This is a genomic window from Providencia rustigianii DSM 4541 (genome assembly GCF_000156395.1).
Taxonomy (GTDB): domain Bacteria; phylum Pseudomonadota; class Gammaproteobacteria; order Enterobacterales; family Enterobacteriaceae; genus Providencia; species Providencia rustigianii.
On the sequence record NZ_GG703817.1, the window covers coordinates 585,605 to 609,925 of the forward strand.

Annotated in this window: 23 protein-coding genes; 11 read left to right on the forward strand and 12 right to left on the reverse strand. The window is 41.9% G+C overall.

What is annotated here, in order from left to right:
- Nucleotides 1-46: 46 nt before the first annotated feature.
- The 3 genes from PROVRUST_RS02795 to dauA all read left to right on the forward strand — a co-directional run bounded on the left by PROVRUST_RS02795 (nt 47) and on the right by dauA (nt 3,778).
- Complete coding sequence (locus PROVRUST_RS02795) at nt 47-1,384, forward strand: phosphatase PAP2/dual specificity phosphatase family protein (protein WP_006813173.1); 1,338 nt, start codon at nt 47-49, stop codon at nt 1,382-1,384.
- A complete protein-coding gene (locus tag PROVRUST_RS02800; protein WP_006813174.1) occupies nt 1,384-1,785 on the forward strand; it encodes a hypothetical protein in 402 nt (133 codons plus the stop codon). Before PROVRUST_RS02795 ends, PROVRUST_RS02800 begins: the two co-directional genes overlap by 1 nt.
- A gap of 277 nt (nt 1,786-2,062) precedes the next feature.
- Nucleotides 2,063-3,778 carry a C4-dicarboxylic acid transporter DauA gene (dauA, locus tag PROVRUST_RS02805; protein ID WP_006813175.1) on the forward strand — a complete coding sequence of 572 codons (1,716 nt, stop codon included), beginning with the start codon at nt 2,063-2,065 and terminating at the stop codon, nt 3,776-3,778.
- Nucleotides 3,779-3,839: 61 nt separating this feature from the next.
- Here the strand turns inward: dauA and PROVRUST_RS02810 are convergent, their stop codons facing one another.
- The 7 genes from PROVRUST_RS02810 to hemA are packed head-to-tail and all read right to left on the reverse strand — an operon-like array spanning nt 3,840 to nt 10,498.
- Nucleotides 3,840-4,592, reverse strand: coding sequence for a tetratricopeptide repeat protein (locus PROVRUST_RS02810; protein ID WP_006813176.1), 753 nt, complete (start codon nt 4,590-4,592; stop codon nt 3,840-3,842).
- A 47-nt stretch (nt 4,593-4,639) separates the two neighbouring features.
- A complete protein-coding gene (gene mnmL, locus PROVRUST_RS02815) occupies nt 4,640-5,542 on the reverse strand; it encodes a tRNA modification radical SAM protein MnmL/YtqA (RefSeq protein ID WP_006813177.1) in 903 nt (300 codons plus the stop codon).
- Between the two features lie 12 nt (nt 5,543-5,554).
- Entirely contained in the window at nt 5,555-6,409 is an 855-nt protein-coding gene (gene kdsA, locus PROVRUST_RS02820) for a 3-deoxy-8-phosphooctulonate synthase (RefSeq protein ID WP_006813178.1), read from the reverse strand.
- 45 nt (nt 6,410-6,454) lie between these two features.
- Nucleotides 6,455-7,264 carry an invasion regulator SirB1 gene (gene sirB1 / locus PROVRUST_RS02825; RefSeq protein WP_006813179.1) on the reverse strand — a complete coding sequence of 270 codons (810 nt, stop codon included), beginning with the start codon at nt 7,262-7,264 and terminating at the stop codon, nt 6,455-6,457.
- Nucleotides 7,265-7,288: 24 nt separating this feature from the next.
- A complete protein-coding gene (prmC, locus tag PROVRUST_RS02830; RefSeq protein ID WP_006813180.1) occupies nt 7,289-8,122 on the reverse strand; it encodes a peptide chain release factor N(5)-glutamine methyltransferase in 834 nt (277 codons plus the stop codon).
- The gene (prfA, locus tag PROVRUST_RS02835) at nt 8,122-9,204 is read right to left on the reverse strand and encodes a peptide chain release factor 1 (protein WP_006813181.1); all 1,083 of its coding nucleotides are present in this window, start codon (nt 9,202-9,204) and stop codon (nt 8,122-8,124) included. The genes prmC and prfA overlap by 1 nt, the downstream gene beginning before the upstream one ends.
- Before the next feature lie 31 nt (nt 9,205-9,235).
- Complete coding sequence (gene hemA, locus PROVRUST_RS02840) at nt 9,236-10,498, reverse strand: glutamyl-tRNA reductase (protein ID WP_006813182.1); 1,263 nt, start codon at nt 10,496-10,498, stop codon at nt 9,236-9,238.
- A 494-nt stretch (nt 10,499-10,992) separates the two neighbouring features.
- Here hemA and lolB point away from each other — a divergent pair, with 494 nt between their 5' ends.
- The 3 genes from lolB (at nt 10,993) to prs (ending at nt 13,552) form a co-directional block, all read left to right on the forward strand.
- Nucleotides 10,993-11,664, forward strand: coding sequence for a lipoprotein insertase outer membrane protein LolB (lolB, locus tag PROVRUST_RS02845; protein WP_006813183.1), 672 nt, complete (start codon nt 10,993-10,995; stop codon nt 11,662-11,664).
- Nucleotides 11,661-12,536, forward strand: a complete 876-nt coding sequence (gene ispE / locus PROVRUST_RS02850; RefSeq protein WP_006813184.1) for a 4-(cytidine 5'-diphospho)-2-C-methyl-D-erythritol kinase — start codon at nt 11,661-11,663, stop codon at nt 12,534-12,536. Before lolB ends, ispE begins: the two co-directional genes overlap by 4 nt.
- Before the next feature lie 68 nt (nt 12,537-12,604).
- A complete protein-coding gene (prs, locus tag PROVRUST_RS02855; RefSeq protein WP_039854115.1) occupies nt 12,605-13,552 on the forward strand; it encodes a ribose-phosphate diphosphokinase in 948 nt (315 codons plus the stop codon).
- Nucleotides 13,553-13,767: 215 nt separating this feature from the next.
- Here the strand turns inward: prs and PROVRUST_RS02860 are convergent, their stop codons facing one another.
- Nucleotides 13,768-14,040, reverse strand: a complete 273-nt coding sequence (locus PROVRUST_RS02860; RefSeq protein WP_039854118.1) for a DUF2583 family protein — start codon at nt 14,038-14,040, stop codon at nt 13,768-13,770.
- 297 nt (nt 14,041-14,337) lie between these two features.
- Between PROVRUST_RS02860 and pth the strand changes: the two genes are divergently transcribed.
- A complete protein-coding gene (gene pth / locus PROVRUST_RS02865) occupies nt 14,338-14,928 on the forward strand; it encodes an aminoacyl-tRNA hydrolase (protein ID WP_006813187.1) in 591 nt (196 codons plus the stop codon).
- A gap of 104 nt (nt 14,929-15,032) precedes the next feature.
- Complete coding sequence (ychF, locus tag PROVRUST_RS02870; protein WP_006813188.1) at nt 15,033-16,124, forward strand: redox-regulated ATPase YchF; 1,092 nt, start codon at nt 15,033-15,035, stop codon at nt 16,122-16,124.
- Nucleotides 16,125-16,215: 91 nt separating this feature from the next.
- On the opposite strand, the gene PROVRUST_RS02875 is transcribed toward ychF, so the two are convergent.
- Together PROVRUST_RS02875 and PROVRUST_RS02880 are read right to left on the reverse strand one after the other, a co-directional pair.
- Nucleotides 16,216-17,211 carry an XdhC family protein gene (locus PROVRUST_RS02875; protein ID WP_006813189.1) on the reverse strand — a complete coding sequence of 332 codons (996 nt, stop codon included), beginning with the start codon at nt 17,209-17,211 and terminating at the stop codon, nt 16,216-16,218.
- Nucleotides 17,212-17,220: 9 nt separating this feature from the next.
- Nucleotides 17,221-17,784 carry a nucleotidyltransferase family protein gene (locus PROVRUST_RS02880; protein ID WP_006813190.1) on the reverse strand — a complete coding sequence of 188 codons (564 nt, stop codon included), beginning with the start codon at nt 17,782-17,784 and terminating at the stop codon, nt 17,221-17,223.
- Nucleotides 17,785-17,993: 209 nt separating this feature from the next.
- On the opposite strand from PROVRUST_RS02880, the gene PROVRUST_RS02885 reads away from it, so the two are divergent.
- The 3 genes from PROVRUST_RS02885 to PROVRUST_RS02895 are packed head-to-tail and all read left to right on the forward strand — an operon-like array spanning nt 17,994 to nt 22,569.
- Nucleotides 17,994-20,789 carry a xanthine dehydrogenase family protein molybdopterin-binding subunit gene (locus tag PROVRUST_RS02885; protein ID WP_006813191.1) on the forward strand — a complete coding sequence of 932 codons (2,796 nt, stop codon included), beginning with the start codon at nt 17,994-17,996 and terminating at the stop codon, nt 20,787-20,789.
- A complete protein-coding gene (locus tag PROVRUST_RS02890; RefSeq protein WP_006813192.1) occupies nt 20,786-21,337 on the forward strand; it encodes a (2Fe-2S)-binding protein in 552 nt (183 codons plus the stop codon). Before PROVRUST_RS02885 ends, PROVRUST_RS02890 begins: the two co-directional genes overlap by 4 nt.
- A complete protein-coding gene (locus PROVRUST_RS02895) occupies nt 21,334-22,569 on the forward strand; it encodes a c-type cytochrome (RefSeq protein WP_006813193.1) in 1,236 nt (411 codons plus the stop codon). Before PROVRUST_RS02890 ends, PROVRUST_RS02895 begins: the two co-directional genes overlap by 4 nt.
- Before the next feature lie 86 nt (nt 22,570-22,655).
- Here the strand turns inward: PROVRUST_RS02895 and PROVRUST_RS02900 are convergent, their stop codons facing one another.
- The gene (locus PROVRUST_RS02900; RefSeq protein WP_248696620.1) at nt 22,656-23,528 is read right to left on the reverse strand and encodes a hypothetical protein; all 873 of its coding nucleotides are present in this window, start codon (nt 23,526-23,528) and stop codon (nt 22,656-22,658) included.
- A gap of 257 nt (nt 23,529-23,785) precedes the next feature.
- Nucleotides 23,786-24,310, reverse strand: coding sequence for an Lrp/AsnC family transcriptional regulator (locus PROVRUST_RS02905; RefSeq protein ID WP_006813195.1), 525 nt, complete (start codon nt 24,308-24,310; stop codon nt 23,786-23,788).
- Nucleotides 24,311-24,321 lie beyond the last annotated feature (11 nt).

Genomic DNA, 24,321 nt, shown 5'->3' on the forward strand with positions numbered 1-24,321 from the left:
ATAGTCGATAATGCCATAACAATATTCCAAGGAAATAATCAAGATTATGACCGCCGTCTCCTCAAATATCGCCACGACTTCACGACGCCAAATCTGGATTTATGGACTGCTATGGCTAGTATTTTTAGCCCCTTTTTTCTTTTTAACTTACGGACAAGTTAATCACTACACAGCGACGTTACCAAACGTCCCCTCCTATGTTTTTAGCTGGGAGCAGCATATTCCCTTTATACCTTGGACGATCATCCCCTATTGGAGCATCGACCTATTCTATGGTATTTCTCTATTTATCTGTGTCACCCGCCAAGAACAGGGTATTCATGGACTACGGTTAGTTATGGCATCAGTCATTGCCTGTGTCGGTTTTTTACTGTTCCCATTAAAATTTAGCTTTCCTCGACCAGATACACACAGTGCATTTGGTTGGATGTTCGACAGTTTAGAATTATTCGATTTACCCTATAACCAAGCACCGTCTCTGCATATTATTTTGCTGTGGTTATTGTGGCTACGTTTTCGTGCTCATACCCCAAACCAATGGCGCTGGCTTTTAAATGCTTGGTCTATCTTGATTTTAATCTCAGTGCTAACTACGTGGCAGCATCACTTTATTGATGTCGTCACTGGGTTTGCTGCTGGTGTGATGATCAGCTACCTGCTGCCAATCAATACCCGTTGGCAATGGCATTACACCGGAAGTCCTCGTAGCCTGAAAATTGCCAAAAACTATGGGTTAGGCGCTCTATTCTGTTTCGTGATTTCATTCTCTGTTCAGGGTTTCGCTTGGTGGCTATTGTGGCCAGCGGTCGCGTTAACCTTAGTGACATTGGGTTACTTAGGTGCTGGCGCTTCTGTCTTCCAAAAAACACCATCAGGTCATGTATCTCTTTCTGCTGCATGGGTATTACTGCCTTACCGGCTGATTGCTTGGGGAACCTATCATTACTATTCCAAGCATTGTCGACAACCCAGTACCATAAATGAGAAAGTCGTTCTGGGAGGACGCCCGCTGTATCCTTTGCAAACTCAAGCAGTTCTCGATATGACTTGCGAGTGGCCTCGCAACGTTTACAGTCAAAGGCAAGAATATGCTAGCCAGCCACAGATTGATTTGTTACCTCTAAGCCCCGAGGATATTGAACGCGCTGTACACACTATGGATAGGCTGGCACAACATGGTGCAGTTTATGTTCACTGTAAACTCGGCTATTCTCGTAGTGCGACGGTGGTTGTGGCATGGCTAGTTCATCAAAAAATGGCAAAGACCCTTAATGAGGCAATTAGGCAAGTGGAGCAAGCAAGACCACATGTTATTTTAAATTGTGCGACAATTGAGCAGTTAAATAACTGGTACCAGCAATTTCATATTCAAAGAGAACAATAATGAGCCATTTAATGGATAAAAATCGCGGTGAAGTGATTATTATTTTTACAGAAAGTTGGCGCTATCTAGTTATTGGCAGCTTACTGGCACTAATTGGACAATTTAGTTTATTTTTTGGCTTTAACGCCCAACGCTGGAGTTTATTTATTGGTACTGGGCTATTTACCATTAGTCAGTATTATATTTATCGTTTATGGCTTGATAACCATTTTTTTAAGCTTATTTATAGACAAGGTAATACAGATGCCTTTGATGATGCTTCTAAGGTTCTTTTCCCTAAAAAATCAAACCATAAAAGCATGGATGAACGCTGGATTGGCACTAGAAATTTATTTAATCGAGCCTGTTATTTAGTATTAACACTTTGGATCTGGTTGTTATTATCTATCGTTTTTAGTTAGTCTTATGATGATATTTAATCAGCCAGTAAACTCATTATTAATTATATATTATTATGTTTAACGTGATGTTTAAAATAGAAAGTTGACCGTTAATGATTTTTTAAAATACGTTTAATCAAATTAACCGTATAAAATAACGCCTTTTTACTTTTCCAACTGAAAACGTTATGATAATTGTGCTTTCATTGATAAATAACACATTTTTTTATTACGGTAGGCGTATCCTCATAGCCTCTATTTCGTTTATTTTTCACCCTGTTATTCTGGTAGGGTTTTAATGAGTACAAAACATATTAATAAATTGCGCCCTTTTAGCGCACTAATCGATTCCTGTTGGAAAGAAAAATACACATTTGCTCGCTTTATGAAGGATTTAATCGCGGGCATCACCGTAGGTATTATTGCTATACCATTAGCTATGGCACTGGCTATTGCTAGTGGTGTTCCACCTCAGTATGGCCTTTATACCGCAGCGATTGCGGGCATTGTCATTGCTATCTCCGGAGGCTCTCGTTATAGCGTTTCCGGTCCTACCGCTGCCTTTGTGGTGATCCTCTATCCCGTTTCACAACAGTTCGGGTTAAGTGGTTTATTAGTGGCAACCTTGATGTCAGGGATCATCCTACTTGCCATGGGATTTGCCCGCTTCGGAAAGTTCATTGAATATATTCCAGTTTCGGTCACTCTCGGTTTTACCTCGGGAATTGCAATCACTATTGCAACGATGCAGATCAAGGATTTCTTTGGGCTACAAATGCTCCATGTCCCTGAAAATTATGTTGATAAAGTGGTTGCTCTCGCAAATGCATTTCCTACGTTGAAATACAGCGATACCATTATTGGTTCAGCCACCTTATTAGTGTTGATTTTTTGGCCCAAATTAAAAGTACGTCTTCCAGGGCATCTACCCGCTATCATTGTGGGAACTTTAATCATGTGGGTCTTTACCCTATTTGATATCCATGTTGAAACAATTGGCTCTAAATTTAGCTATTTGTTGCCAGATGGAACTGAAGGCAGCGGTATTCCACCTATCCTCCCACAATTCGTTTTACCTTGGGAACTACCGGGAAGTGCGCCAATCAGTTGGGCAATGATCACGGCATTAATGCCAGCCGCACTGTCTATGGCCGTACTCGGTGCAATCGAGTCTCTACTGTGTGCCGTCGTTCTCGATAATATGACGGGTAAAAAGCATCATTCAAACAGCGAATTAATCGGGCAAGGTCTGGGGAATATTGCAGCACCATTTTTTGGCGGCATTACGGCAACCGCAGCAATTGCACGTTCCGCCGCAAACGTACGTGCAGGTGCAACCTCACCAATATCAGCCATCGTTCACTCCGTTCTAGTGCTGTTAACGCTGCTTATTCTAGCGCCATTGCTCTCTTATTTGCCTCTTGCCGCAATGTCTTCCTTACTGTTGATTGTGGCTTGGAACATGAGTGCAGCCGGAAAAGTATTTAGTTTGATCCGCAGAGCACCTAAAGATGACATTATTGTCTTGCTGTTATGTATGTCATTAACGGTTCTTTTTGATATGGTCATCGCGATTACTGTCGGTATTGTAATTGCATCATTACTGTTTATGCGTCGTATTGCTAACATGACGCGAGTGACACAGCTCTCTGAAACCAAGGAAGATAAAAGTCTGTTGGTCGTACGTGTGAATGGCCCCCTATTCTTTGCAGCTGCCGAGCGTATTTTTGATGAGCTACGCGTTAAGAGCCACGGCTATGACATTATCATTATGCAGTGGGATGCGGTGCCCGTATTCGATGCGGGGGGATTAGATGCATTCCAGAAATTTATCGATGCCGTACGCAAAGACACACATATTATCGTCTGTGACATTCCATTCCAGCCCTTGAAAACCTTAGCTAGGGCCAATGTCACTCCAATCGAAGGAGTACTTAGTTTCCAAAACTCACTAAAAAGTGCACTGGAAGAAGTGCAACAAATCGAAGACGCTAAAAGAGTCGCTCATCAATAACAAAAATGCCGCCACTGTTTACCAATGGCGGCACTCTTTAAATGATTATTCAGACAAAAAATTAATAACAGTACATCTCGTTGCCTTCTTTGTTACCCAACTCACAAGCCATAGCACGGAGTTTTGTTGCTTTTTGCTCATCATCTCTTACAGTGCCATTGTTTCCGTCATTGAACTGAAATGACGCTTGTCCTTCAGCAAAGCCGGCAAACGTCAGCGCATCCGCTTTAGCGAACCACTCTAACGCTTTTTTTTCATTCATTGGTACGCCATTTCCATCATAATAAATAATTCCTAACCATAATGGCGCCATAAACTGATCTTGACTATTCAAAGCACTCACTTCCTCAAGCAAAGCAATCGCTTTAGGGTAATCCACTGAACCTGACTCTGGTGTAATTAAGGCTTCAGCCAAACTCACTTTTCCTCTAACGCTTCCACCTTCAACTGCTTTAGTTGCATACTCTCGCGCTTTCACAAACTCTTCGGTAAACGCTCTATCACCACCAATAAAAATAATATCAGCGAGTAACGAATATGCATCTGCATTGCCTGCTTTCGCTGACTTCTCTGCCCATAATTGCGCATTTTTTTGGTTCTGTAAGACCCCAATTCCCGATAAATACATTCCTGCTAGCTCATACTGAGCTTTAGTATCGTTATTTTGAGCTGCGACTTTGGTTTGTTCGAATAATTTTTTATCTTCAGGAGTAATATCATATTGCGCGACAGCCTGTAGAGAAAAAATTAACCCTACCGCCCCTAAACAGAATTGGCGGCTAGCTTGCTTGATGAAAGATAAAGTTGGGTACATAAAGTGCCTTATTATTATTTATGAAATGACTTATTTTTGTTAGAAAATTAAAGTGCGGAGCCTTGCTTACCATGGTTCAGTAGATATTGATATAAACTGTTCATTCCTACCCAACGATTCTCACACCATTCTGGTGCCAATAATGTTGGTTTTCTTGCACTAGCGCTGATCCGGTGATAGACAATATCATCGGGAGTATGACGGATCATCTCCCCTGCGATGTGGGTATATTCATCCAAAGAGATTGTTTGTAATCGTCCCGCTCGCCAACTTTTTGCCATGACACTCCCCTCTACAATATGCAGAGGGTGAAGTTTGATACCATCTGTACCACATTCTAAAACCCGTTCTAAAGTCTGCATATTCATTGCCGCATCTTCTCCGGGGAGTCCACAAATTAAATGCGTACACACTTTCAGCCCCAAGGCTCGTGCTTTTTGTGTTGTCTGCTGGTACGCCTCAAAACCATGTCCGCGATTAATGCGATGCAGCGTTTTATCATGCGCTGTTTGTAATCCCAGTTCCAACCAGATTTCATAGCCTTGTTGGCGATAATGAGATAGCAATGAAAGAACAGATTCAGGAACACAGTCAGGACGAGTACCGACACATAAGCCAATAATATCTGCCTGTTGAAGAGCTTCCTCATATAACTGTTTGAGGAGATGAACTTCGGCATAAGTACTGGTATAAGCTTGAAAGTAAGCGAGATAGCGTTTGGCTCGCGAGATCCGAGTTACTTGCTGTTGAATTTGTTGACTAATAGTTTGAGTAGCTTGATTTTCATCGCTAAAGGACGCCACATTGCAGAATGTACAGCCACCTCGCCCTAAGGTGCCATCGCGATTTGGGCAGCTAAAACCCCCATGCAGGGTAACTTTATGAATTTTTTCTCCATATCGGTGCTGAAGGTCAGCACCGAACATGGAAACAACTTCGTTTAGTTGCATCAGAAACCTGAATTAACAGCTAGTATCCAGCTCAGGGAAGCTTTTTACTAATTCATCAATCGCTTGAACTTGTTTCAAGAATGGCTCAAGTTTGTCCAATGGTAATGCTGAAGGGCCATCACAGCGCGCATTGTCAGGGTCTGGATGAGATTCTAAGAATAGGCCAGCTAAGCCAACTGCCATGCCCGCTCTTGCTAATTCAGCGACTTGGCCACGGCGACCGCCTGATGCTGCGCCAAATGGGTCGCGGCATTGCAGTGAATGGGTCACGTCAAAAATCACAGGGCAACCTTTTGACGCTTGCATCATCACATTAAAGCCCAGCATATCGACGACTAAATTGTCGTAACCGAAGTTCGCTCCACGGTCACACAGGATAATTTGGTCGTTACCGCCTTCAATGAATTTCTCAACGATATTGCCAATTTGTCCTGGGCTGATGAATTGCGGTTTTTTGATGTTAATGACGGCATCTGTCTTTGCCATCGCTGCAACTAAGTCGGTTTGACGCGCTAAAAATGCAGGCAATTGAATCACATCGACAACTTCTGCGGCAGGTTGAGCTTGCTCAGGAGTGTGCACATCCGTAATAATTTTCACACCAAACGTCTGTTTGATTTCTTGGAAAATTTTCAGACCTTCTTCTAGGCCGGGTCCACGGTAAGAGTGAATCGATGATCGGTTAGCTTTATCAAAAGACGCTTTAAAGACATACGGGATGCCTAATTTTTGTGTCACAGTGACATAGTGTTCACACACTTTCATCGCCATGTCACGAGATTCGAGAACGTTCATGCCACCAAACAGAACAAATGGCAGATCGTTTGCGACCTTAATATCACCGATACTGACTACTTTCTGTTGCATACTCTTACCTTTAATCTAAAGACAGATTCACTGTCTATACGTTAATTAATGCAATACGACCGGAAAATTATCCAGCGAATAAATTTGGATTTTAATCATTTCAGACACAGGGTCTTCAGGGCAATGTTCAACAAAGTAGTTGAGATCGCTTAATGCGACATGATTACAATCAAGATGCGCTAAAATTAGCCCACGGTCACGAATTTCGTAAGGATCTTCTGGATCGAGGATCAATAAAGTCTCGCAAACTTTCAATGCGAGCTCCATTTTCTTTTCTTCCATCAATGCGGCTTTTAACGTGTCGAAAATTTTTCGAATAATGATGCTATGCTCAGCAACATCAAGGTCACTATCAGTAAATTCAGCTGATGGGTCAATCGTTCCTTTTAACCACATATTCAAAGTATGCTGGGATAAGGTTTCACCACTGATTGGGTTAATAAACCATGATGAGCCATCTGATTTATGAGTGACCAACAATAATTGTGTTGGAAAAATAGCCGCGTTAATTTCAATATCTAATTGCTCAGCAATAAATAGGAATATCGCACCTAAAGAAACGGGCGTTCCCTGCTTAGAGCTTAATACTTTATCTAACCACAACATATCGGATAAGGCATAAATGCCACTTGCGGGACTAAAGCCCCACTCTCCGTAGAACAATTTAATCAGCTGTTCGATTTTTAATTGATTATCTTCATCCAAATCAATTAAAGCTCTCGCTTTTTCAACATAGTTATCTAACTGCTCTTGCAGCTGCTTTAGCGGAAAATCACTACGGATGATTTGAGAAACCATCATAATGCCTTCGCTTAACGGTAACTGATTAAATTCAATATCTGCTATTGTTTTCATGACAATTCCACTGCAATCGCCCGCTTAACCATTCCATTGACCAAGAGAAACTCTATCTTTCCCACCATAATCAAGACAGGTCTCAATGTTGGTGTACCCATTCTCACTAAACAGCTCACGAACTGCTAGACCTTGCTGCCAGCCATGTTCTAAAAGTAACCACCCTTGCTGTTTTAGATATCTTTTTGATTCAGCAATAATATGCGCCAAATCCGATAACCCATGCTCCTCCGCAATTAGCGCAGTTGCAGGCTCGAATCGCACATCACCTTGATTCAGATGAATATCACCCTCATCAATATAAGGCGGATTACTGACAATCATATCAAATAGTTCATTTGATAGTGAAGTAAACCAATCACTTTGTGAGAAGCGCACATTGAATATCGATAAACGTTGTTGATTTCGTTCAGCTAATACCACTGCTTCGGGATTAAAATCGACCCCAATAACCGTGCTATTAGGTCGTTCAGAAGCGAGTGCTAACGCAATCGCCCCCGTCCCAGTTCCCAAATCAAGGATACGGCAATCCGTAGATGGAAGACGTATTAATGCCTGTTCTACTAAACACTCAGTATCAGGACGCGGGATCAAGGTTGCAGGGGAAACATACAGCGGTAGCGACCAAAACTCACGTTCACCAACAATATAAGCAATTGGCTCGCCAAATTCTCTGCGTTGCAGTAATTCTTCTAATTGCTGAAGCTCATGAGCCGAAAGCTCAGTTTCATCGAAAGCAAGAATGTAAGTACGGCTACGCCCTGTGGCATGCTGTAACAGAATTTGTGCATCCCGCTTAGCACTTTCGCTGGCAGACAGTCGTTTGACCGCCTGCTGTAGCCACTCGCTATAACGCATTAGTCCTGCTCAGAAAGTGCTGAAAGTTGGTCTGCTTGGTATTCGTTAATGATCGGCTGAATCAATGTATCTAATTTACCTTCCATTACTTCATCCAAACGGTATAACGTTAAGTTAATACGATGATCCGTTACACGACCTTGAGGGAAATTATAAGTACGAATACGGTCAGAACGGTCGCCTGAACCTAATAAATTTCGACGTTCCGACGCTTCAGCTTCATGGCGCTTAGCCATTTCAGCTTGACGAATACGCGCGCCTAATACAGACATCGCCTTCGCTTTGTTTTTATGCTGTGAACGTTCGTCTTGGCACTCAACCACGATCCCCGTAGGAAGGTGGGTAATACGAATTGCAGAATCTGTGGTGTTAACGTGCTGACCACCAGCTCCCGATGAACGGAAAGTATCAATACGCAAATCCGCAGGACTAATTTCCGGTAATTCAGCTTCAGGTAATTCAGGTAAAACGGCTATCGTACACGCAGATGTGTGAATACGACCTTGAGATTCCGTTTCTGGGACACGTTGAACACGATGACCACCAGATTCGAATTTCAAACGTCCATAAACACTGTCACCTGAAATTTTAGCGATAACTTCTTTATAGCCACCATGTTCACCATCACTGGTGCTCATTAATTCAACACGCCAACGGTTACTTTCCGCATAGCGGCTATACATACGGAATAAATCACCCGCAAAGATTGCCGCTTCGTCTCCACCCGCACCTGCGCGAATTTCCACAAAACAGTTATATTCATCATCAGGATCTTTAGGAAGTAACAGCAACTGTAATTGCTGTTCCAGCTCTTCATTGCGCTCTTTAGCATCTTTTAGCTCTTCTTGAGCCATTTCTTTCATTTCAGGATCGTCTAGCAGCATTTGAGCTGTTTCAATATCTTCCTGAACGGCTTGCCAAGCAGTAAAGCAGTTAGCAACATCTGTTAACTGAGCATATTCCTTTGATAAAGCACGAAAACGGTCTTGATCAGCAATCACACCTGCATCAGCAAGGTGCGCCTGAATTTCTTCGTAGCGTTCTTGTAATGCTTCTAGTTTTGCGACAATAGAAGGCTTCATTCGTTATATCAGACCTATGATTAAAAAGTGGTTATTGATGGTCCAGCCCTAAGCTGTCCCTAAGTAGATTTAATCGCTCAACATCACCATTACCCGCAGCTTGCTGCAAAGACTTGGTTGGAGCGTGGATCAGGCGGTTGGTTAACTGCTGTGATAGCTGCATAATCACTTGCTCAGGATCTGCACCTTGGCTAATTGCTGCTAACGCTTTTTCGGTCATACTTGCCCGAATCGCCTCCGCCTGTTCTCTATATTCACGAATTGTAGAGACTGCGGCTTGTGAGCGCAACCAATCCATAAAATGCCGACTTTCTTGCTCAACAATAAATTCCGCTTCAACTGCGGCCGCTTTACGCTGTGCAAGGTTCTGGGCAATGATAGATTCAAGATCATCAACAGTATAGAGATAAACATCTCTGAGTTTTTCTACATCCTGCTCGATATCACGGGGAACTGCAATATCAATCAATAACATAGGTTTACTACGACGTGCTTTCATCGCACGCTCAACCATTCCCTTACCAATTATCGGTAACGGACTGGCTGTCGAGCTAATGACAATATCGGCTTCCGATAAACGGCTGTCAATATCGGCTAATGAGATAACTTGCGCATTGACTTCCTTGGCAAGTAGCTCAGCTCGCTCAATGGTACGGTTTGCAATCATCATTTTTTGCACGCCATGCTCACGCAAATGGCGCGCGACTAATTCAATAGTCTCTCCTGCACCAACCAATAAAATATTCAAATGATTGAGTGATTCAAAAATCTGTCTAGCCAGGGTACATGCTGCAAATGCCACGGAAACTGCATTTGCACCAATATCCGTTTCAGTTCGAACGCGCTTAGCCACTGAAAATGACTTTTGAAACAAGCGTTCTAATTCGCTAGATAAGGCATGGGTATCTTGTGAAAGTGCGAATGCCTTTTTCACTTGCCCTAAGATTTGCGGTTCACCAAGTACCAATGAATCCAGCCCGCTCGCGACTCGCATCAAATGGCTGACGGCGCTAGCATCTTGATGCCAATACAAACTTGGCTGAAGGTCTTTGGCGGTGATCCCATGGAAATCACATAACCATTTGACTAATTGTTCTTGCGCCTTTTCTTGAGATTCAAGGCTCAAATACAATTCAGTTCGGTTACAGGTAGACAGCACAACGCCACCATTCACTTGAGGTTGTTTAAGAAGTTCCTCAAGTGCATGGTCTATTTTTTCAGGACCGAATGCGACCTGCTCACGCAAAGCCACCGGTGCTGTTTTATGGTTAATGCCTAAAGCTAATAAGGTCATTGTGCTTACGACTTGCTCACATTGCTCACATTGCTAATTTATTTGTCAGCATTATGCTAATTTAATAGCTCATTGCTGCAGTTTATATTCGTATATTGTAGATGATTAACGCTTCTGTTTCTACGGGTACTCAATGACGAACGCCCAGAAAGATGATTAACCCCAAAATTTGAACTAATTATCGGACGGTCTGTCTTAAATATCAATAAGATGCTTTAGAGATACACTTATTAAGCACAGAAAGCAAATCCATATTTTTCATGACATTATCATTGATAACTAAACCAGATTAGCGCAATATTCCTGAAATTTAGCTCATTCTAACGTTGTTATATGATGAAATCATATGGGTGTTTTCGATAGCTTCAATAGGCTGAGATGCCAAAAATAAGACTGATTCACTATTGGTAAAATCAAAAAATGGTTAAAATCACAAACATGTTCATGATTTCATCTGCGATACAATCAACATTCACAACCTTTTGAGAATCGATATGCAATTTTCTTCTGCTCTGTCGTTTATTCGCCCAGCTAAAGGCTTTTTACGGTTAATTCCCTTCTCGGCCTTATTGCTGACCGCTTGCGTGACAACGTCACAAGATACCACAAAAGGCACGTCGTCATCTTTAGATGAACAGTGGCAAAAACATCAAGCTCAAGTTGCTGAATTACGGGATTATCAAACCCGTGGCTCCTTCGTCTATATTGGAGGACAAGGTACGGGAACTGAAACTAAGACATATGCAAAGTTTTTTTGGCAACAATATACCCCAGAAAAATATCGTTTACTGCTCACTAACCCTCTTGGTAGCCGTGAACTTGAGCTCAATGTGGAGCCAGATTTAGCAAAATTAGTGACCAAAGAAGGTCAAACTCACATGAGCGATGTGCCCAGTGAGCTAATTTACCAACTGACTGGAATGGATATTCCTATTGATGATTTGACCGCATGGTTAGTTGGCTCTCCAGGTCGGGCAACCGAGTATACCCTTGATAGTAATCACCTGTTAAAATCAGTGACATTTAGCGTGAATGGCGAGACATGGAATTTGGATTATCTGTCTTACGATACTAAAACCTCGCCAATGTTACCAAGCCAGATGGAATTGCACCAAAAAGATAAAATTATCAAATTGAAAATGGACAGTTGGACCCTGAAAAAATGACGTTAACTTGGCCTTCACCCGCAAAATTGAATCTTTTTTTATACATTACTGGTCAACGTGCCGATGGTTATCATGAGCTACAAACGTTATTTCAGTTTTTAGATTATGGGGATCAAATTACATTCACACCCCGTCAAGATGACCAGATTAATCTGCTTACAACAATGGCAGGAGTGGATGTAGACAAAAATTTGATTGTCCGTGCGGCAAAAAGCCTACAAGCTCATTGCCGTATGGTGCTCAATCATCCAGGTCCACTTGGCGCAGATATTTGTATCGATAAAGTCTTGCCTATGGGGGGGGGAATTGGCGGCGGGTCGTCGAATGCAGCCACTACGCTAATTGCATTGAATGAGCATTGGGGAACTCAACTCTCTGATGACACTCTTGCTGAACTCGGTAAACATCTTGGAGCAGATGTCCCTGTGTTTGTTCGGGGTCATGCTGCGTTTGCAGAAGGGATTGGTGAAATATTAACCCCAGCGGAACCAAAAGAACGTTGGTACTTAGTCGCTCACCCCGGAATTGAAATCTCAACACCGATGATCTTCACAGATCCAGAATTAAATAGAAATTCTCCAAAACGCTCCTTAGCCGCATTATTACTGGCTCCGTACGCTAATGACTGTGAACCAATCGCAAGAAAACGTTTTCGTGAGGTTGAACAGCTAGTTTCTTGGCTGTTAGAATATGCTCCGTCTCGCCTGACAGGAACAGGTGCTTGTGTTTTTTCTGAGTTTGAAACACAAGCAGATGCCTTGAAGGTGTTAAATAAAGCCCCATCGTGGGTGCAAGGGTTCGTCGCTCAAGGAGCGAATGTTTCTCCGCTGCACAAGTTCCGCGCTGGGATAACCCGTGTATTGCACCAATAAGCGGTGGTTTATCCATCATTGCTGTTGGTCAACAATATCTCTCTGGACGCAAGCCTGAGGTTTTTCTCGTGCCCGATATGAAGCTTTTTGCTGGTAACGCTACACCGGAACTAGCACAACGTGTTGCTAACCGCCTTTACACTAATCTTGGAGACGCGGCTGTTGGTCGTTTTAGCGACGGCGAAGTCAGTGTTCAAATTAATGAAAATGTTCGCGGTGGTGATATTTTTATCATCCAGTCAACTTGCGCACCTACCAATGATAACCTGATGGAATTGGTTGTTATGGTCGATGCCTTACGCCGTGCATCTGCTGGTCGTATTACCGCTGTTATCCCTTACTTCGGTTATGCTAGACAGGATCGTCGCGTACGTTCTGCCCGTGTACCAATCACCGCTAAAGTTGTTGCCGATTTTCTGTCCAGTGTGGGCGTTGACCGTGTTCTTACTGTTGACTTACACGCAGAGCAGATCCAGGGCTTCTTTGATGTTCCTGTTGATAACGTATTTGGTAGCCCAATCCTTCTGGAAGATATGTTGCAGAAGAATTTAGAAAACCCAATCGTTGTATCTCCAGACATCGGCGGCGTGGTACGTGCTAGAGCAATCGCTAAACTGCTGAATGACACTGATATGGCAATTATTGATAAGCGTCGCCCTCGCGCAAACGTTTCTCAAGTTATGCACATCATTGGTGATGTTTCTGGTCGCGACTGCATCTTAGTTGACGATATGATTGATACGGGTGGCACACTGTGTAAAGCAGCTGAAGCGCTGAAAGAGCGTGGTGCTAAACGCGTATTTGCATACGCAACTCACCCAATCTTCTCAGGCAATGCTGTAGACAACATCAAAAATTCAGTCATTGATGAAGTTATTGTTTGTGACACAATTCCTCTTTCTCCTGAAATCAAGGCGCTGAACAAAGTTCGCACCCTGACCCTTTCAGGCATGCTGGCCGAAGCTATTCGCCGTATCAGCAATGAAGAGTCTATTTCAGCGATGTTCGAACACTAATTTGCTAAGCGGGGTCTGATGACCCCGTTTTAACATTTTCAGGTGTTGTTCCCGCGTCACATAGCAAGATAGTAGTATATAGCGCCCCTACCGTTGTTCATCAACCGTAGGGGCTTTATTTTGTGCAGGCAAAAAATAAGAGTGAAATTCATCAATGACCAATTTCACTCTTATTTAGATTCGATAAGCTTAACTGACTATTTCTTCAGCTACCGTTATGGGTAACGATGATTATCATTACGTGGATGATGTAGTCGTTTCAGTAGACAGTAACGGTCTTCTACTTTTTCTCGACCACTCATTCTTGCACCCACCAACCAAACTAAAGCGCCAATGAAAATACCAAATAATGTGCCATTGACGATGATATCGGGTAGTCCTAATTCAACAACATGAGAAAATAGGTTTAAACCTATGCTGCCTATCATCCCTACCATACCCAAAACCATTAACCCATTACCGACCAAGTTAACCATTTTCCGTTTCATATCTACCTCCATTATCAGTACACTGATAAGCAAGCATTAAAAAAATTTCGGTAAAACTTTGTATTTATGTAAAGAGTATAGCTCATTAAGTAAATTTATTTGCGATAAGCCTCACATGTACAAAAGAACTTCATAAAATCTACTCATAATGTGCTCTTTATCAATTAATAATATTTCTGAATAGTTCACTTGTTAATAATTTCCATAGAAACCTTATTGATGACAACTTTGTACATCCACCGCCTCACGAGGTAAACTATTCAATAATTTCTATAAATTGACAGTGAAAAAGTCGCCGTGAGTAAAATAAAATTAATCGTTGGACTAGCCAATCCGGGTGCTGAATATGCACAAACTCGCCACAATGCTGGTGCATGGTATGTGGACTTACTGGCTAGACGTCATAATCAGTCGTTAAAAGAAGAATCTAAATTTTTTGGATATACCGCGCGTATTAATATTGGCGGTGATGATATTCGCCTGTTAGTACCAACCACATTTATGAACCTCAGTGGGAAATCTGTGGCGGCGGTAGCTAATTTTTACCGTATCAACCTTGATGAGATATTAGTTGCCCACGATGAGCTCGATTTACCTCCGGGGGTAGCAAAAATGAAACTCGGTGGCAGTAATGGCGGACATAACGGTCTGAAAGATATTCAAAGTAAATTTGCAAATAATCCAAACTTCTACCGTTTACGCATTGGTATTGGTCATCCGGGTGACAAAAATAAGGTTGTCGGCTTTGTTTTGGGTAAACCGCCGATGTCTGAACAAAAACTCATTGATGATGCCATCGATGAGGCATTACGCTGCACTGAGATTCTGTTATCCGATGGAATGGATAAGGCAATTAACCGCTTACATGGCTTTAAAGCCACAGCCTAAGAGTTGATTTCATCTAACACGAGTTTTTGTGTATAATCAGCGCCAATTTTCTAAACATCAGGGGCAGCACTCGCCTGCTCCTTGCTATTTAAGGTGAGAAACATATGGGTTTTAAATGCGGTATCGTTGGTCTGCCTAACGTGGGTAAATCCACTCTATTTAATGCATTGACCAAAGCCGGCATCGAAGCAGCCAACTTCCCTTTCTGTACGATTGAACCAAACACGGGTGTTGTGCCAATGCCAGACCCACGTCTTGATCAATTAGCTGAAATTGTGAAGCCTCAACGCATTCTACCAACCACGATGGAATTTGTTGACATCGCGGGTCTAGTTAAGGGCGCATCTAAAGGTGAAGGTCTTGGTAACCAATTCCTAACTAACATTCGTGAAACTGAAGCGATTGGTCATGTTGTTCGTTGTTTTGAAGATGACAATATCATTCACGTTGCAGGTCAAGTTGACCCTGCTTCAGATATCGAAGTTATTAATACTGAACTGGCATTGTCAGACTTAGATACTTGTGAGCGCGCTATTCACCGTGTACAAAAACGTGCCAAAGGCGGTGATAAAGATGCGAAAGCAGAATTAGAAGCGCTGGAAAAATGCTTACCGCACTTAGAACAAGCTGGTATGTTACGTTCATTAGATTTAACTGCGGAAGATAAAGCTGCTATCCGTTATTTAAGCTTCTTAACCCTGAAGCCAACAATGTACATTGCTAACGTCAGTGAAGATGGCTTCGAAAATAACCCTTACTTAGATAAAGTTCATGAAATTGCGAAAGCGGAAGGTTCAGTAGTTGTTCCTGTTTGCGCTGCAATTGAATCCGATATCGCAGAGTTAGATGACGAAGAACGCGATGAGTTTATGGCTGATTTAGGTATTGAAGAGCCAGGTCTGAACCGTGTGATCCGCGCAGGCTACGAATTATTAAACCTGCAAACTTACTTCACCGCTGGCGTGAAAGAAGTCCGTGCATGGACCATCCCTGTTGGTGCAACTGCTCCACAAGCCGCGGGTAAAATCCACACTGACTTCGAAAAAGGCTTTATCCGTGCGCAAACTATCGCATTTGAAGATTTTATCAAATACCGTGGTGAGCAAGGCGCAAAAGAAGCCGGTAAGATGCGGGCAGAAGGTAAAGAGTATATTGTTAAAGACGGTGATGTGCTGAACTTCTTGTTTAACGTTTAATTAATAATTTATTCCATTTTTATCAATTGAAAAACCTAAAGTACTTCATGCTTTAGGTTTTTTTCATCGTTCAATCACATGAACCGCAGTCCTAGAAAGCCTCATCCAGACTTAAACACCTATCACCTACTCCATTCTTATGTGCCACAATATCCGCCATAATCGCTAACGCAATTTCTGGTGGGGTTTTACTGCCAATAGGAATACCAATCGGGGCATGTATCTGCTCTAACATCTCAATCGTTAAACCACCTGAATTTAATAAACGCTCTCTGCGCTTGGCGCTTGTTCGAGTTGAGCCCATGGCACCAATATAAAATGCTGAAGTATTAACCGCTTCCATCAGCGTTAAGTCATCTATACGGGGATCATGAGTTAACGACACAATTGCTGTATTCGATGTGCTTGGATTTTCTTCTAAGAAACGCGCAGGAAATATCTTTTTAATCTCAATTTGTTCTGCAATTTGCCCGGCAAAACGAGATAGCTCATCCTCTCTATGCTCACAAATAATCACTTCAAAACCAAGGGCTAAGGCAAAATTTGCACAATAAACACCCACGTTAGAGATGCCTGCAATAATTAATTTAGGCGGAGCAGTAATATAAAACTGAATATCATTTCCATTGCGTTCAATATGAGTTGGGTGCTGAGAATCTTGAACTGTAATAATTTCGCTCACATTAGGTAAGGTTAGCTTTTTAATAATAGCGGAGTAACCAAGAAGTGCAGTTTGAATTTGAATTAGGTATTGATAAGAAAATTTATTTTGTGGTAAATACTCAATAAGTACATCTAAGCTACCATCACACGGTAAATTGACTTTGGCTTCTACACCACCTTGCCCATAACGAACAACTTGACTATTTTTTAAATACTGACCTTGTTGAATTCGTTGAATAAAATCTTCTTCAATACATCCACCAGAGAGGGAGCCTACATATATTCCATCTCCCTTAGCAACCAATAATGAACCTGGACTTCGCGGAGATGAACCATAGGTGCTCAACACCGTACATAACCAAACAGGTTCTTCCCTTACCCATTGAATTGCTTGAGCAATAACGGAAACATCTTCACGCAGCATATTGAATTCCTATTGATTTTTATTCGGGAGATAATCAATATCTTTAATGACATTTTCATCATTTATCTGCATTTCATAAACAAATTGATGTTGTAATATTGATTTTGCACCATCATCCCCCGATAAGTGCATTAAATTCTGTCTATATTTTGCCGATATTCCTACCGGATGTCCTGGAATCCCGTTATATACTGGGCGTACCAATGAATATTTGTTTAATTTACGCTCAACCTGAATAAATATTTCACGGTCAATATATGGCATATCCGCTAAGTGAATTAACCATCCATCCCAATTTGGTGTATTTTTAACACCTAACGCTATGGATTTTCCTAATCCATCACTATTTAGCAAGGAATGTGGGATATTAAATTGTAAACAATTATTAATAACACCCTCATTATCAGAACGCGTTATTACGTGGATAGGAAATCCACTACCCATTGAATTTAAAAGTGTTTTTTTAAAAACTGTTTGTTGCTCAAGGATATAATTTAATTTACTTCCACAACCACCAGTATTTTGAAAACGTTCACTTTTTCCAGCCGCTAATATTAATATGCCTATATTCATGATTTACATTATACATAATTGTACTTATTGTTTATATTATAAATAATAAGTACAGAATTACTATGGCAACTTTTGCTGCATTAATTCAGTCAATTCCAATCATATTTAGATGATAATTTTTTGATATATAAAAATTTATATTACGACACGAAGCAATGAAATAAAAAATAATAATGTGAAGCAATGAAAAATAAGTGTAAGGGTTTATTATGAGCAATAATCATGTCGGACTATCCCGCAGACACTTTATAAAATGTGCTGTCGTTGCTGGGATCTCTTGTTATATCGCCCCTTTATATAGCCGAGCTTTTGATGTGCTATTTGAGGAGAAAATTCTACAAGCCCCAGACTGGAATCCTGTCGATAAAAAAATTAAATTTCGCATGGATGGCTATGCAAAAGTACAAGGTGAAAAAGTCTTTGCTAGAGATATTCGAGCGCGCGACATTCCCCATTGGCCCAAACAACAAGGGCATGCTTTTCTACTACGAGTAACCCAAGCAGATAAAATTTATGAAGGTTTTAACCTCGATTTACTCAATAACGGGTTAATGCCTGACCGTATTGTCACTGCAAGTGATTTAGAAAAAGATGGCGTCGCATTTCCTGAATTCTACGGCGATGACCTACTACTTCCGACTGGAAAAACCCCTGCATATTTAGGCCAAGCCGTTGCTTTGCTTGTTTACCATGACTTTGCCAAATTTAGCTTTGCAAAAGAAACACTCAAATTTCGTGATGACGTGATCCAATACGGCGCATATACAGGTCCATTGGAACGTGACCCATGGGGCAGCTATCGAGGGGTTCGTATCGGTGGTGAAACGCCATTTTCTCCCGATGTTTATTCCAGCCTGAAAGATATGCCGATCTCCCCGATTGGAATGAAAAAGCACTTACCTATTTGGCCAGAAGGTCGTGAAGGTGGAAAGCTCGACGAGGAAGGCATGTATTATGCGGATGAGCTTGCCAAACTATTGGAAAAACCGCCCGAAGATTGGCTAATTATCAAACGTAAATATGCCTCACAATCTATCGATACCTCTGCATTAGAACCGGATAATGCCAATGGTTGGTACGATGCTAAAACACAATCATTTCATTTGGTTATCCCTACCCAGTCACCACAGGAAGTTGCAGGTTCACTCCCTGAAATGCTGGCGAAAAGCAAATTCCCTATCAAGCAAATTTTCTTACACCCTTGCTTTACTGTAGGTTATGGATCAAAAGACCATACCCCATTCCCGTATTATGGTGCGATGGCAACGTTATATGGTGATGGTGTACCGATCCGTTTAGCCAATGACCGTTATGAACAGTTTCAATCCACCATCAAACGCCATGCGTTCGACATGGATTACACTCTCGCAGTTAATAAGAAAACCCATAAAATTGAAGCACTTTCAGCTTCATTTATTGGTGATGGTGGTGGTCGATGTAACTTTACCCCTTCGGTTGTCATGGTAGGCGCGACCGGCGCTCAAGCTATCTATTATATTCCTCGAAGTGACCTATCTGCGGTCGGTATTGCATCGCGAGCTGTGGATGCAGGCTCCGCTCGTGGCTATGGGACATTACAAGCCATGGCTGCTACAGATATGTTGATGGAAGAAGCAGCAAAACTGCTCAATGCCGATCCTATAGAATTTCGCTTGAAAAATATCATTAAATCGGGAATGAAAAATACCCAAGGAGCGATCCCTGGAGGTGCAATTCGTGCCGATGAAGTACTAATTCGCTGTGCTGACCATCCAATGTGGACAGAAAGAGCCTCACGAAAAGCCGATTTTGAAGCGAAGAATGCCGGTAAATTGTTTGGTACAGGAATTTCCTGTGTTCAGAAAGATTTTGGTACAGGTGCCGAATCCTCTTTTGCCCGCGTCGAGCTAACGTCTGAAGGAAAAATAGCGATTTACCATAGTGGGGCTGAAATTGGGACAGGAATGTCCACATCCCAAGCCGTCGTATGTGCTAAATGGTTAGGTAAACCCGCAGAAGAAGCCCATTTTTCTGTCATCGACTGGTCTGTATTGCCTATGGTATCCACAGGGAATCCATTTGCCATGTCACAAGATGAGCAAAATAAACTTTCGTTAGATCCACTTTGGACACCGAATTATTGCTCTCCTGCGAGTGCCAGTAACTCCGCTTATTACTTTACTCATAGTACGGAAGAAGCCGCTAGATTAATCTTTGAGTATGGGCTTTGGCCTGCGGCAATGTCTATTTGGCAAGAAGGTATTGGTGGTGGACAAGCGGCACCATTAGTCGTACGGCGTGAAGATGCTCGCTGGGTCGCTAATGGGCTTACCGCCGATGGCTTAGAAGTTCTCAGCTTGCAGCGTTTGATCGACCGTACCTTTGAAATGGGAGGCTTAACCGGTGCCGTTTGCCATGTGTTTAACCGTTGGGAATGGGCGGAAGCTGATTTCCATATAAACGATGAAACTCGTCGTCTCCCTATTGACGGACTATCACTACGTTTTGCCAATAAAGATTACCAAGTTTGGAAACGTCAAAAAGCCTACTATCCTGATACCCAAAGAAATAATGCTGGCGTAACTTATTACAGTGCTGTCGCCACCGTTTCAGAGCTTGCTATTGATAAAGCTACAGGTCATGTCGAGTTACTCGACCACCATAGCGTAGTGGAATGCGGTAACCTGATTGTTCCTCAGTTAGTTTCTGGACAAATTCAAGGTGGGCTTGCTATGGGAATCGGTCATGCGCTCCATGAATATTTACCTCTGTATGAAGATGGACCGGGCAATGGAACGTGGAACTTCAACCGTTACCACTTACCTCTGGCAAGTGAAGTCGCTGTTTGGAAACAAACCAGTGAAATCCTTCCGGGGTTATCCGAAACCGATCCACCGAAAGGGGTCGCTGAAGTCGTTATGATCCCCGTCGTTTCTTCCATCGTTAATGCGATAGCTGATGCAACAGGACACCATTTTTTAAGCCTACCTGTTCGCCCTAAAGACATTCTAGAGGTATTATCATGAGCCTAAATTTACTTCCACTTACCATCAACATTAACGGTCAGCAATATGGACCGATGGATGTGCCTGAAGGTCTCATGATGATCGACTTTCTTCACGAATATATCGATCTCACAGGCTCTCGACTTGGCTGTGGACAAGGAATTTGCCACGCATGCGTAGTGATTTTAGATAACCCATCGGGTACGAGTGAAGAAGTACGAACCTGCATCACAGGAGCGCACTTCTTCAACAATAAACGCATTCGTACTATCGAAGGGGCTGCCACTAAAGAAGAAAATGGTGAAGTTAAACTATCCCCTGTACAGCAAGCATTTATCGACAATTTTAGTTTCCAATGCGGTTACTGCACCCCCGGTTTTGTCAACGCAGCAACAATTTTTGTTGAAGAATTACAACGTAATCCAATTGCAGAAGCTGACTTGGAAGATGCGATTAAAGAAGCCCTGAATAACCACATTTGTCGTTGCACAGGTTATGTTCGCTATTATGAAGCAGTGCGTGATGTCGTGATGAGTACTCCAGGGCTGATCAAGGAGACGATAAAATGATTAAGCGCATTATTTTATGGTTAATAGCAATAGCTATCGTCGTCTGGGCGGTTCTCTATTGGTATGAAAGTCGCAAACCCGACGGTCCAGTACAAAAAGTCACAGCAAGTGCAGAAGAAATCGAACGTGGTCGCTACCTCACTCTTGCTAGTGATTGTGCAGCATGCCACACCAGTGCTAATGGTGCACCGCTAGCGGGAGGTTTTCCACTTGATACGCCATTTGGTACCATTTATAGCAGTAACTTAACCCCCTCTGCTGATTATGGTATCGGTCGATGGACTAAAGAAGAGTTCCACAAAGCGTTAACTGAAGGGATTTCGCCGCCGAGTAAAAATCTTTACCCTGCGATGCCATATACATCATACAAAGGAATGACGCGTAGCGATTCTGATGCCATCTATAGTTATTTAATGAGCCGCCCTGCGGTAGATGTCGCTCCACCAGAAAATTCTCTTCCATTCCCACTAAATCAGCGTATGGCAATGATTGGTTGGAATCTTTTATTTTTCAATGATAAACCGCTACCTAATAGCTCTCAAGGTAGCTCACCTGAATGGGTGCGAGGTAAATACTTGGTTAATGTGTTAGAGCACTGTGCTGAGTGCCATACACCAAGAGGGATATTTGGGGAGATGGAGTTAGATAAGTACATGAAAGGTGGCTCATTAGGTCGTTTTACTGCCCCTGATATTACACCTGAAGCCCTTGCTGCACGCGGTTGGAACAAGGAAGACCTGCAACAGTTTTTTATGACGGGACTGGCGCCTCAAGGTTCAGCTTACAGTGATATGCATCCAGTTATTTATCTCAGCTCTCAACATTTAACACCGGAAGATAATAAAGCCATTGCAACCTATCTGATGGGGGACAATCCACCAGCCACATTACCACTCGAAATGGGGGAAGGTAATCCACAAGGAAAGCAAGTTTACCTCGAAACCTGTTCCGGATGTCACTCTTATGATGGTAGTGGAAAACCGAATGTGTCTGTAGCAATGAAAGGTAATTCCACATTACGTGATGTGGATAGTACCAACCTCATTAATGCGATTCTAGATGGTTTACCAGAACAACCGTTCCCAAATAACCAAAATATGCAAAGCATGCCGGGATTTGCGGACAAACTCGATGATCAGCAAATTGCGAATTTGGTGAACTTCCTTCGAGTCCAATGGGGAGGGCAACCAGCAGATGTCACCCCAGAACAAATTAAAGCACTACGTCAATAAATAGCGATTAGTTACATAAAGGCTTACTGGAACCCAGTAAGCCTTTTTATTTAGCACTCTCTGCATTTACCCTGTACTGAGTATATTTATTTTTTACTTTTTATCTGTGGATTTAAAAACCAGTGAATCACTGGGTTGGTCGACAGTAGAAGCGCTAAAATAATCGTAATCAGTGTTAATGCTATTAATATCGAAAGCCCAGTTTCAATATTTAAAGCCCCTACTCCCGTTAACAATAAAAAACAAATAATAGGATGTATTAAATACACACCTAGCGCATTATTCGCTATTTTTACAAAGCGCACCGTGGATAATGCAAAACAAATAGCCACAATCGCAATCAACACCCCGACTAAAAACGAAAATATCTGCATAAAAAATGCACAGATTAAGAGTCTATGACCGAATACCTGCATCAATAAACTTTCAATTTCAGATTGAAAATAAAAATAAAACCCAACCAATATGATCATCAAAGGGGCAACAAAAAAAGTATGCCGACGGAGCCATTCTAATTTTTTATCATCGCAAAAGTAGGCCACGACAAAGAATGGAAAATACTGCAAGATTGCAGCAAAACTGGTTCTTTCCAAAAGGGAATGAACTGCCCAAAAGGCAATAAAAAGGCTAAGCAGTAACGTAATAAATAACCCTATTCCTTTACTTTTTATTCCGAGAGGCAACAATAAAAAAAACGCTTGCCATATTGGCACAGCCAAGAAAAACCAAACCCCATTTTGAGGAAATAATAAATATTTCTCAATGCTTAATGTCCCCGTGTAATACAAAGGAATAGCATCAAGCGTCTGGAATGTGACATAAATTATCAATGGTGGAATTAAGTGGGTATGCCAATCCTGCCATGAAATTCCTTTGCTGGTATATGCCGCAATAAATACAAACATAGGAATAAGCACTAAATCAAATAGGTTAATTAATATTGAATAATCAACTTTCACAACAGGATTGGAGGCTAGGTAAAAATTAAAGACAATTAATGAGCTTAGGATTAATTTCAATGTCTGCCAATTGGGTAATTTATTCGCTTTTTCTAGCATTGTGAGAGTCTCATCCCTCATATTGATATCTTCTGTATTAAAATGAAATTCAATGAATGACTGAAACCATTCATATTCACTTCACTAACGAAAAATAGCGTGTGCAAATAGCTCTGGAGGCGACTCACTCCAAGAGCCATTATATTTGATAGGAAAATCTATAAAGGTAATGCGTACGTAACTTTAACAGTCTCCATTGGCACTTCCGTTTTAATGCTCTGTACACTACCAATCTGGGTCAAATAATCTGCATGAAAACGGCGGTAAGACGCCATATCTTCAGTAACAATACGGATCAATGCATCACATTCACCCGCCATTAAATGACATTCCACTACTTCAGGCATCTTTTGAATGTCCGCAACAAATTGATTAATTGTCTGCGCGTCTTGAGCTTTAAACCAGATGCGGGCAAATAAAGATAAACCCGCACCAATTTTAGTTCCGTCTAAGACCGCAACATAACGCTTAATAACGCCGGCATCTTCCAGTAGTTTTACACGCCTTAAACAAGGTGATGGTGATAAACCGACCTCTTTTGCCAACTCAACATTTTGAATCTTACCGTCGCGCTGTAGCACTTGAAGAATATGCTTATCAATAGCATCTAATTTGATGGATGATGAACTATGATGTTCTAGTTCATTTTTGTCCGAATTGTTCAACCCTACGCCCTTTGGCATGCCAACCTCTT